General features: G+C 67.5%; 4 protein-coding genes and 1 pseudogene. All 5 read left to right on the top strand.

All coding sequences use genetic code 11. The features are described 5' to 3' along the window. The coding region (locus tag ABD841_RS29855) for a tryptophanase (protein ID WP_344978749.1) at positions 1-1587 on the top strand (1587 nt) is incomplete at its 5' end. Between the two features lie 176 nt (positions 1588-1763). Next, on the top strand, positions 1764-2624 hold the full coding sequence (locus tag ABD841_RS29850) for an SAM-dependent methyltransferase (RefSeq protein ID WP_344978747.1): 861 nt from the start codon (positions 1764-1766) through the stop codon (positions 2622-2624). 224 nt (positions 2625-2848) lie between these two features. Then, a pseudogene (locus tag ABD841_RS29845) lies at positions 2849-3771 on the top strand (IS701 family transposase); the annotation flags it as partial. Between the two features lie 137 nt (positions 3772-3908). Further along, positions 3909-4805 (top strand): SDR family NAD(P)-dependent oxidoreductase, encoded by an 897-nt coding sequence (locus ABD841_RS29840; RefSeq protein ID WP_344978745.1) that lies wholly within the window; start codon positions 3909-3911, stop codon positions 4803-4805. Between the two features lie 190 nt (positions 4806-4995). Further along, positions 4996-5811: a PIG-L family deacetylase gene (locus tag ABD841_RS29835; protein ID WP_344978743.1), complete on the top strand. Its 816-nt coding sequence runs from the start codon at positions 4996-4998 to the stop codon at positions 5809-5811. Positions 5812-6031: the final 220 nt, after the last annotated feature.

Genomic DNA, 6031 nt, shown 5'->3' with positions numbered 1-6031 from the left:
ACCGACCTACGACACGCCCCCAGACTCATCCGCCCACCCCTGAACGACTGGCGGCAAGCACTCACGGCGGACGGCGGCCGGTTATCGCCACCGGTGACTACGGGATCCGGCTGGAAGTCAACCGATGAAGATTGTGGGTACAGGATGAAAAACGAATTGAGTATCGAGGGAAGACCTTTCGGCACGGGCATGGAAGACGCCGGGTCGCGCAGTCTTGCGGCGCTTGCGGAGCCGTACCGGATCAAAGTCGCCGAGCAGATACGTCTGCTGAGCAGACCCGAAAGGGAAGAGGTCCTTGCAGCTGCCCATTACTCCGGCATCCATATCGACGCTGCTGACGTTTTCATCGACTTGATGACGGACAGCGGAACCGGCGCCATGAGCAGCGAACAGTGGGCGGCGCTCATGCGAGGTGATGAATCCTATTTCGGCTCAAGGAGCTACCAGAGGTTCGAAACCGTGAGCCGAGAGATCACAGGGTATCCCCACATCGTCCCGACGCACCAAGGGCGGGCCGCGGAGAAGATCATCACAGAGTTGCTCGTACGTCCCGGAGACGTCGTCCTGAGCAACACGCATTTCGATACGACTCGTGGCCACATCCTGCACAGGCAGGGGGTTCCCGTCGACTGCATCGGCGACTGGCTATGGGATTTCGGCGACGAGAGAGAATTCAAGGGGAACTTCGATCTGAAGAAGCTGGAGCTGGCGCTGGCGCGTCACCATTCACGGGTGCCGTTCATTTTGATCACCGTACTCAACAACATGGCCTGCTCCTCGCCTGTGTCGATGCAGAACATCCGCGAGGTCAAGAGCTTGGCGGACCGGTACGGCGTCAAGGTCATGTTCGACGCATGCCGTCTGGCGGAGAACGCCTACTTCATACAGCAGGGAGAGCCGGAATTCTCGGGCGTGTCGATCCAGGACATCGTGCTGGAGATGTTCTCCTACGGAGACGGCTGCTGGATGAGCGCCAAAAAAGATGCCATCGTCAATATCGGGGGTTTCTGCGCATTTCGCGACGAGTCGCTCGCCATGCGAGCCAAGGAACTGCTCGTGCTGTACGAGGGCTACCCCACCTACGGCGGCCTGGCCGGCCGCGACCTTGAGGCGATGGCCGTCGGACTCCGCGAGGGATTGGATCAGGAGTACCTGGCGCACCGCATCCGCCAGGCGGCCTATCTCGGAAGGCTCATTACCGAGGCGGACGTCAGCGTCAGCAGGCCTGTCGGGGGCTCCGGGGTCTTCGTCGATGTGAGGTCGATATATCCCCATCTTTCCGCTGAACAGCTTCCCACGGTCGCGTTCGCGGCGGACATGTTCCTGGAGGGAGGTGTCCGGGTCGGAGGGGCGTTGTTCCCGATGAAAACCGTGGACATCGGGAGCGGGAACATCGTTGACCGGTCCTTCGAGTTCTCGCGGTTGGCGATTCCCCGGCGCACCTATACCCAGGGTCACCTCGAATACGTTGCCGACATCGTGGCCCGGGTGAAGAGTAAGGCATCAGAAAACATGGGATACCGTGTCACGTATATGCCGGAGACCATGGGACACTTTTTTGTGAGGTTTGCACCCGTCGCCGGGTGACGATATTTGCCGGGATCGCGTGCTTGGCCGGCGGCGAGGAATTCATTCTTCCTTTCCGTCGGCGCCATCCTCCGCCCGGCAGCGGAGAGGTGGGTGAAGCGGCCGGAGGATTCGTTCCGGGTTCCGCGTTTCATGATATTCCAGTGCGCCTTCAAGTTAGGGGACAGGGGATCGAGATGGTGTACGAAGCCAAGGTTCGCGAGTTCTACGACAGTGCGTTCTACGCTTACCAGATGCTGCTCCAGGATCGTTGGCACCACGGCGATCCCGATGCGGAGGCGCGCGGCCTGTCGGCGATCGAGGCCTGTGAAGTGCTTGAGCGGAAAGTCGTCGGACTGGCCGGGATCGGAGAGGGGTCCTATGTCCTCGACTTCGGCTCCGGAATCGGAGGGCCGACGTTGTACATGACCCTGGTGTCCAACGCGTCCTTCGTCGGCGTAACGAACAACGAACGGCTCAGTGCCAAGGCCCGGGAGAAGGCGCTCGCGATGAAGCTCTCGGACAGGGCCAGATTCATTACGGTGGGCGACACCGACTACAAGAATCTGCCCTTTCCGTCGGGCGGCTTCGACGCGGTCACCTTCTACGAATCGGTGTGCCACCTGGACAACAAGGCCGCGTTCTTCCGGGAGGCTTTCCGTATTCTACGCCCGGGCGGCCGCCTCGCCGGGATCGACTGGCTCCAGCGCCCGTTCGGTGAGCACCGGACTGCCGAGCAGATCGCAAAGTACATGCAGCCTGTCAATGACAGCATCATCATCCCCTGGCATGGCACCGTCGACGGCTACCAGGCCATGATGACGGAGGCGGGCTTCTCCGTCATGCTGGCGGTGGACATGTTCGAGGGGGTCAAGTGCTGGGGCAGCACTCCTGACGAGGATCGTCCTGCATGGCTGAACTATGAGGGCCCCAGCGAGGAGCAGTTCCGGCAAGGTAAGAGGGCTCTGGACGCCGCCCGTGAGGCTGGCGTCTTCACCGTCGGCATGTTCGCCGCGGAGAAACCGGCAGAAGGCTCCGACAAACGGGCATCCTGGTAGCCGTTCATGCTGTCGTAGTTATGGGGCGCCAGCGGAGGGGCCCGTGCCCGACCGTCGGCGTCCCGAATCGGACGCCCAGCCTCGACCAGATCTAACACCTTGCGACGGAACTCCGCAGGGTAGCCCTTGGGGGGCATGCTGACCTCTTCTCGTGGGGTCAATGGCACACAAGTCAACCAAAGCGACTCCACGAAAGACAGGGCACATCAGTGGCCCGCCAATGATGCGGGGCGCTGGGCAAACAGGCCAACTGCCAGGTCGCGGTGAGCCTGCACGCCGCTTGCGACACCGCGTCCGTGCCGATCTCCTGGCGGCTGTTTCTGCCGCGGGAGTGGGCCGGCGACGCCGGGCGCCGGGCCAAAGCGGGGGTGCCCGAGAGGGTGGAGCACCGGGAGAAGTGGCGGCTGGCCCTGGACCTGATCGACGAGGCGATCGACTGGGGCCTTGTCCCGCAGGTGATTGTCGCCGACGCCGGATACGGCCGGAACACCGCGTTCCGCCACGGCCTGGCCGAGCGGGGGCTGGACTTCGTCGTCGCGGTCCGCTCCGACGAATCGGCGCACCCGCACGATGCGGTGCCCGCCGGACCCGCGTGGAGCGGCAACGGGCGCAAGCCCGCCGTCCGCTACCGCGCCCCGGTGTCGTCGCTGAAGGATCTGGCCGTGGAAACGGCTCGCACGGCCTATCGGCAGGCGACCTGGCGGAAGGGGTCCAAAGGGCCGATGCGCTCCCGATTCCGGGTCCAGAGCGTGTGTCCGGCCGGTGCCGCGGCCCGTACCCATGCCAGGGCCCAGGCTGGAGGAGCGGCGCTCTGGGACGGGGTACTGCCCGCGGTGACCCTGCTCGGCGAATGGCCGGTCGGCGCCCAGGCGCCCACCGAGTACTGGCTGACCGGCCTGGGTGAGCAGGTGCCGCTACGGCGCCTGGTCCGCCTGGCCAAGATGCGCCGGCGGATCGAGCACGACTACCGCGAGATGAAGCACGGTCTGGGGCTGGACCACTTCGAGGGGCGTACCTGGCGTGGTTGGTACCACCACGTCACCCTGGTCACCGCCGCTCATGCCTTCCGCACCCTCCGGCGTCTGGCCCCAAAGCCCCAGCGTCGGCTTGACCTTCTATCACGTCCTCGACGCGCTCCAGGACCTCATCCGCGCATGGGCCGGCACGTGCCCCACCTGTCACCGCGGCATTCCCGCCTCAGCCCAGCCCGAACACCACCCACCGGAACCAACCTAACGAAGTACTACTAGAGCGGCGCTCCAGAATTCTTTACACTTACCGGCCATGAACACTGTGGAGGCAGGCCGGTCGGCCCCCGTCCCGACGGCCGTGGTGACGGGCGGTGGCCGGGGCATCGGGTACGCCGTCGCCGCGGAGCTGCTCCGGAACAGGTGCGACGTGGTGCTGGTCGCGCGTGACAGGGAGCGCGGCGAGGCCGCCCAGAGGTCTCTCGCCGCCTCGGCCGGGGCGAGCGCGCGCCTCGTCGTGGGAGACCTGTCCGGCGTCCGGACGGTACGCGCGACCGCCGAGGCGCTCCGCGAGGCCTGCCCCCGCATCGACGTGCTGGTCCACAACGCGGGCCTGTGGCCGAGCCGCCGCACGCTCAACGAGGACGGACTGGAGCAGGCGTTCGTCACCAACCATCTCGCGCCGTTCCTGCTCAACCACGAACTGGAGCCGGTGCTGGTCGCGTCCGCGGCCCGGGTCGTACAGGTCGGCGCCGGGCTGTACGTCAAGGGGAAGGCCGATCCGGAGCGCACGCCCGCCGGTCTGGACTTCCACCCGGTGCGGACCTACGCCGACACCAAGCTGTGCAACCTGCTGCTGGTCCCCCTGTTCGCCGGACGCTGGCGGGACACCGGAGTCACGATCAACGCCGTGCACCCCGGCGTGATCCGCACCGGGCTGGGGGATCGCGGCGGGCCCCTGGGCTACCTCCTCAAGGTCGTGAAACTGCTGTGGAAGAGTCCCGAGGCCGGTGCCCGGCCCGTCGTCAGGCTGGCCCTGGCCGAGGAGGTCGCCGGGCTGACGGGACGCTACTTCGAGCTGGAACAGGAGCGGCCGCCGGCCCCGGTCGCCACCGACACCGCGCTCGCGGAACGGCTCTGGGACCAGGCACTGGAGCTCACCGGCCTCAACCGGACGCCGCCGCCGGTCCGTGACGACATCGCCGGTCCGTGACCCCGCCGCCGGACGCCGCCGACCTGCCGGGGCGGCGGAGGCCGGGGCCCGGAGCCGCCCGTCGCGGGGCGCCCGTCGCGGGGCTCGTTCGCGGCTGACAGCCGCAGAGCCCGCCGATCTCGGATGCCGGTGGGCCGCCGTAGAGTGGGCGGGGCCGCGTGGCCCTCTTTTACGGAGGAATCGGATATCCATGGATGACGAACTGACGCTGATGGCCGTCCACGCCCACCCCGACGACGAGGTGATCGGGACGGGCGGGATCCTCGCCAGGTGCGCGGACGAGGGCATCCGCACCGTCCTGGTCACCTGCACGAACGGCGAGCAGGGCGACGGCCCCGGCGGGGTGAAGCCGGGGGAGGACGGCCACGACGAGGCGGCGGTGAGCGCGCTACGGCTGGCGGAGCTCCGCGAATCCGTGGCCCACCTGGGCATCGACCACCTGGAGCTGCTCGGCTACCGTGACTCCGGCATGGCCGGCTGGGCCGCCAACCAGGCGCCGGACGCCTTCGCGAACGTCCCCGTCGAGCAGGCCGCCGCCCGGCTGGCCGCGCTGATGGAGCGTTACCGGCCGCAGGTCGTCGTCACCTACGACGAGAACGGCGGGTACGGACACCCGGACCACATCCAGGCGCACCGGATCACCCTCGCCGCGGCCGAGACGAGTGGCGTTCCCGGCAAGCTCTACTACACGGCCGTGCCCCGCGAGCGGGTCGCCGAGCTGTTCGCCTTCCTGCGCTCCAGCGGCGCCGCCCCCGAGGACCTGGAGCTCCCCGAGGACTTCGGCGTGCCGGAGGAGCAGATCACCGCGGTGGTCGACGTGGCGCCCTACGTGGAGCGCAAGATCAAGGCGCTGGAGGCGCACGCGAGCCAGGGGGAGAACATCTTCCTGCTGCGCATGCCAGCCGACGCCCAGCACCGGGCGTTCGCCCAGGAGGCGTTCATCCGCCGCTTCAGCCGCGTCCCCGCCGCCGACCGGGAGGACCACCTCTTCGACGGCCTGCGCTAGTCACCCCGGCCTGCTCCGCGACGCACCCCGCCGTCGCCGACGCCGACCCGCCGCATCGACACCGGCGGGTACGGTCACCCGGATCGCATCCGGGCGTACCGGATCGCTCTCGCCGCGGCCGAGACGAGTGGCGTTCCCGGCAAGCTCTACTGCACGGCCGTGCCCCGCGAGCGGGTCGCCGAGCCGTTCGCCTTCCTGCGCCGGGGAGCGTCCTTCCGGG

The sequence above is a fragment of the Streptosporangium fragile genome (assembly GCF_039534445.1).
In the GTDB taxonomy this organism is placed as follows: Bacteria; Actinomycetota; Actinomycetes; order Streptosporangiales; family Streptosporangiaceae; genus Streptosporangium; species Streptosporangium fragile.
This window is presented reverse-complemented; position numbering and strand designations above follow the sequence as displayed.

Coding starts and splice junctions, on each gene's coding strand:
- ABD841_RS29850 (WP_344978747.1), top strand. CDS start 1,764: ATGGTGTACGAAGCCAAGGTTCGCGAGTTCTACGACAGTGCGTTCTAC.
- ABD841_RS29840 (WP_344978745.1), top strand. CDS start 3,909: ATGAACACTGTGGAGGCAGGCCGGTCGGCCCCCGTCCCGACGGCCGTG.
- ABD841_RS29835 (WP_344978743.1), top strand. CDS start 4,996: ATGGATGACGAACTGACGCTGATGGCCGTCCACGCCCACCCCGACGAC.